This window comes from Micrococcus sp. LASM2_SD2 (genome assembly GCF_057364565.1).
In genome coordinates this window covers 1-1,380 of the sequence record NZ_JBNFOB010000374.1, presented here as the reverse complement: position 1 = coordinate 1,380, position 1,380 = coordinate 1, and the positions used below count along the sequence as shown (strand labels likewise).

The 1,380-nt window shown below is 76.4% G+C and carries 1 protein-coding gene and 1 pseudogene; both read left to right on the top strand.

The features are described 5' to 3' along the window. A pseudogene (locus AC2W7A_RS12475) lies at window positions 1-253 on the top strand (hypothetical protein); the annotation flags it as partial. Between the two features lie 31 nt (window positions 254-284). Next, window positions 285-1,380, top strand: a 1,096-nt coding sequence (locus tag AC2W7A_RS12470; protein ID WP_485991617.1) for a PIG-L family deacetylase, incomplete at its 3' end; no start/stop codon positions are given.

Below are 1,380 nucleotides of genomic sequence, written 5' to 3'. Positions count from 1 at the left end.
GGTGCTCGGCCAGGCCGCGGAGGCCGTGGACGCCGGGGACCTGGACCACGCCCGCGGCATGGTGGAGGCGGACCGGGTCCGCGGCACCCTGGCGCAGGTCTGCACCGAGGTGCTCCGGGTGGTCGGCGAGGCCACCGGCCCCGGTCCGCTGACCCAGGACGCCGCCATGCGCAGGCCGTGGCGGACCTGCAGGTCTACCTGCGTCAGCACCACGGCGACCGGGACGACGCCCGCCTCGGTGCCGCGCTGCTGAAGGACGGACGTGACGGGGCGGGGGCCTGGTGGTGAGCTTCTCGCACCTGGATGAGGGCACCGCCGAGTCCGCGTGGGAAGAGGCCGGGATCGCCGACCTGCCGCCGCTGCACCTGCCCGAGCTCGGCCCCGATTCCCTGGTGGTGGCGGCCGTGGCCCACCCGGACGACGAGACCCTCGGTGCCACCGGCCTGATCCGCACCGCCCTGCGTGCTGGGGCCCGGGTGGAGCTCGTGGTGGCCACCGCGGGGGAGGCCTCCCACCCGGAGTCGCCCACGCACACGCCCGAGCAGCTTCGCGCCCTGCGCGGGCCCGAGCTGGAGCACGCCGCCGATGCGCTCGGCGGGGAGCACCGGGACCGTCTCACCGTGCACCGCCTGGACCTGCCGGACTCGCAGGTCGCCGCGCACGAGGATGCCGTGCGCCGGGCCGTGGCAGGACTCATCGCGGACCACCGCTCCGGCACGCCCGGCACATCCGACCCTGCAGTTGCGGACCAGGCCGACACCGCTCGATCCGACGCCGCCCGGCCCGGCACCGTCCTGCTGGTGACCCATGACCGCGCGGACGGCCACGCGGACCATGACGCGGTCGGCCGGGTCGTGGCGACGCTCGCCGCGCAGGAGCACCTGCCGCTGTGCGAGTTCCCGCTGTGGTTCTGGCACTGGGGTGCGCCGGCCGACCTGCCGGCGCGGCGCTACCGGCGCCTGCCGCTCACCGAGCAGGACCGCCGGGCCCGTCGGGACGCCCTGGCCGCCCACGCCTCCCAGGTCGCCCCGCTCTCGGACGCGCCAGGGGACGAGGCGATCCTCTCGGAGCAGATGCTCACGCACTTCGACCGCCCCTTCGACTGCGCCCGGTACACCGGGACGGACGAGGCGGACTCCCACCGGGCCGAGGCGGTGTTCGATCGCCTCTACGCCCGCGCGGAGGACCCGTGGCGCTACCTCTCCAGCCCCTACGAGCGGCGCAAGCGGGCGCTGACGCTGGCGATGCTCTCCCGCTCCCGGTACGGCCGGGCGGTGGAGGCCGGCGCGTCGATCGGCGTGCTCACCGCCGAGCTCGCCGCGCGCGCGGACGAGGTCGTCGGCCTGGAGGCCTCGCCCCTAGCGGTGGAGCGGGCGCAGG